General features: G+C 29.9%; 4 protein-coding genes. All 4 read right to left on the reverse strand.

Translation table 11 applies throughout. From position 1 onward, the window contains the following. Positions 1–254 precede the first annotated feature (254 nt). Positions 255–410: a Tn3 family transposase gene (locus ACIQ56_RS16165; protein WP_397602069.1), complete on the reverse strand. Its 156-nt coding sequence runs from the start codon at positions 408–410 to the stop codon at positions 255–257. A gap of 106 nt (positions 411–516) precedes the next feature. Continuing rightward, positions 517–993 carry a VOC family protein gene (locus tag ACIQ56_RS16170; protein ID WP_397602070.1) on the reverse strand — a complete coding sequence of 159 codons (477 nt, stop codon included), beginning with the start codon at positions 991–993 and terminating at the stop codon, positions 517–519. Positions 994–1,243: 250 nt separating this feature from the next. Beyond that, complete coding sequence (locus tag ACIQ56_RS16175; RefSeq protein WP_397602071.1) at positions 1,244–2,017, reverse strand: hypothetical protein; 774 nt, start codon at positions 2,015–2,017, stop codon at positions 1,244–1,246. Between the two features lie 91 nt (positions 2,018–2,108). Continuing rightward, positions 2,109–3,072: transposase (locus ACIQ56_RS16180; RefSeq protein WP_397602072.1), on the reverse strand; the 964-nt coding region annotated here is incomplete at its 5' end.

Here is a 3,072-nt window from a genome sequence, read left to right on the forward strand (position 1 = left end):
AAAAAATTCTAACTTGCATACTCCAATTAAACTTTCAAGAAGTAAAAAAACTCTTTCATACGATGAAAAAGTATATTCTAAATCTGTTAGTTCAATTAGACAATCAATAGAAATCCTATTCAACTGGCTCATTGAATCTAGTGGCATTCAAACGGCATCCAAAGTCCGTTCAACAAAGGGCTTGCTTGTCGATGTTTTCGGAAGATTTTCTGCATGCCTTTTTAAATACATGTTCTTTTTCTAAAAACACATTCTCAACTCTTAACTGGCATTAAATATTTTTCATATTCTGGTTTATCTTTTTCAGAAAACAAATGAATTCTCTGGGCTTCAATATCTGTAAATCGAGGATGCAGCTTAGCATTAAACCAATGCATTATTGCAAAGTTAGCCCGATTGATGCTGTGCATGTCTCCAATCACAATATCTTATGATATAACAGAAGTATTATTGTACCAAATATCGAATAACGCCTTCTAACTCATCTAGAATCTTTTTGCGACAGAACCGGGAACTTTATTGACTTTGCACATTTTCAGGAGAAACTTCTTTAACTGCTAAATTAACATCACCATTTTTAAAAATTTGATCTACAGGATGCGGATCATGCTGAATTTCCCACCAATTATTGTCTCTATCCTGAAAATAAAAACCATAAACTCCATGCATTTTATGCATTGGTAAGATGCGTTTCAAACCATAGGATTCTTTTGAACTTAAAGCCTGCGCACGAAATTGATCTACTTCTTTATTGCTAATTAAATTCAATCCCCAATGAGTTAACATATGTTGGTTTGGGATATTTTCTCCTGCTTCAACACATACAATATAAAACGAACTATTTAAGCGTAAATAAATTGTAACAGCTGAGGCTCGAACAACTTCTAGACCTAAAAACTCTTCATAAAATTTTCTCGACTCAATTAAATTTCGACACATTAATGTCCCATGAGATAAGTAAAATGACTTTTCTTTATTTTCAGAAATATTCAATTCTAACCTCCAAAAAAATAATGAAATTATTACGATGAGAAACACCAATTACTTATCATGATGAAAAATTTGAGACAATACCAAAACGATATCTGATTTAAAGTGTTTCCATTTAAAATCCATCCTTGATTCCCTTTTAGGCGAAAGTAGAACTCTCCTCCTAACTCATCTGGAATCTTTTTGCGACAGAACCTAAGAACCCCCTCTTCGACTTTTTTACAACAGAACCATTTGTGTGTCCATAAATGAATTAACCTATTCGTGGTATAGCTATTTCTCTACAATCTGAGTCAACATAACCTGACAGAACTTGAATTCCTAAATTACTTTTTACTCCAAATCTATACCAATTAGGATTTGCAATATTTCCAGCTGGATGAGGTAAAAAATCATTTTTGCAAGCTTCTATTACCGTAAAAAAATCATTTTCACTAATAACAAAAATATTTTCATTTCGACAGATTACGCTTGTTGAATGAAATTTTTTTATTTCTCTTGAATTTACCCATTCTCCAAAAACAGTAATACGAAAATATCGAAATTGATCTTTACTAATGGCCCAATACCAGTCGGAACGATTTTTTTTATTTGAACAATAAATGCTTACTTCTTTTTCATATTCTCCAGAAGAAGTAAGACATTTTTTATAGCCATCATATATTTTTACTATTCTGTTATTTTCTACTTCAGCAAAATGATACCAAACATCTTGAGACCTCTGAGCGGGTTGAAAATGATAACCATTTGGGCATGCAGATTTGACTAAAGAAACACTTTGAGGATCAAGAACAAAAAACATAATTTGTCCATTAATTTGTATATTTTCTTTACTGTAATTTGTATTATCACAACGTCCATAAAGATGATAACCTGTTACTTCAATGTAATCGCCATTTTTATGAGTTGCCCAATTCCATATGATTGGATTATTTTTACGAGAACAAACTACAAAAGATTTTTCTTGTGAATTTGCTATTAAACTAAAATATGTTGATGTAATGAAAATATATTTAATTTTAATCATTTTTTTACCTTTTATTTATAAAAAAGTTATTATTGTGACGCAATTATATGGTGCTAAGCGCAACAATGGCATTCGGTTAAGGTTATGAGTTCTAAGATATACGAGCCCTCCTACTCCATTTGTTGTGAGGTTTGTGAGAGATTCTTGGATAATGACGGCCTACCCTAATTTTTTGTCGTACCCTCGAAATGCTTATCAAGATTTCAAGAAGTGTCATTCTTATTTTTTCTTGCACTGATAATAGTAAAAATTCTATAAATCTGTTTATCACAAGCAAACAATTTTTAAAATTAATCTTTGTTTTTTCAATTCCTCCAAAAAATTCCTGCCAATAATTTTTATTTATTATTTCTTCTTGTGTTGATTTATTACTTTTTGTCCTTTTATTTTTTGGTGGAACATGTTTATTTGCTTCTAGATCAAACATTCTAGCTATATTTATTAACAATACATGTGCGTATATCTCTTGCTTTATAGTACTTTCTGACTTGCCATGAAAATCATCTACATTTATAGAAATTTTATAAAGCTCTTCAATGCCCCATCTTCCATGGTAAATTTTTGAAAATTCTTCGAGAGGATATTGTTTTTCAATTAAATTTGTCGCACAAACATATATTTCATTTTCAATCTTGTATTTAATAAACCTCAATTTTATTGGCTTGTAATTTAAAACATATCCTTGTTTTTTTATTTCAGATTTAACCGGACTTGATGGATAGTAATCGATAATTGCATCATCCATTTCACTATTCCAAAAGTTTTCCACTTCTTTATTCATAGAGCCTGATTGTAACCGACAAACTAATTTTATATTTTTTTCGTTAAATCTATACAATAGAAGATAACAAAAATATCCTTTGTCAAGAACTACAACATCATTTTCATTTAAAACTTTTAATTTTTCAAGCAAACAATGTCGTTCGCTTTTATTTTTAGTAAATAAAAAATCATGAATAATACCGCTCCCTAAATTATAAATAACGCTCATTAATCCTTCCGGAAAATATTGGTCTTTATTACGAGATTTATATTTTTGGTCTCTTAAATTATAA

Source organism: Silvanigrella sp. (assembly GCF_044369315.1).
GTDB lineage: Bacteria > Bdellovibrionota_B > Oligoflexia > Silvanigrellales > Silvanigrellaceae > Silvanigrella.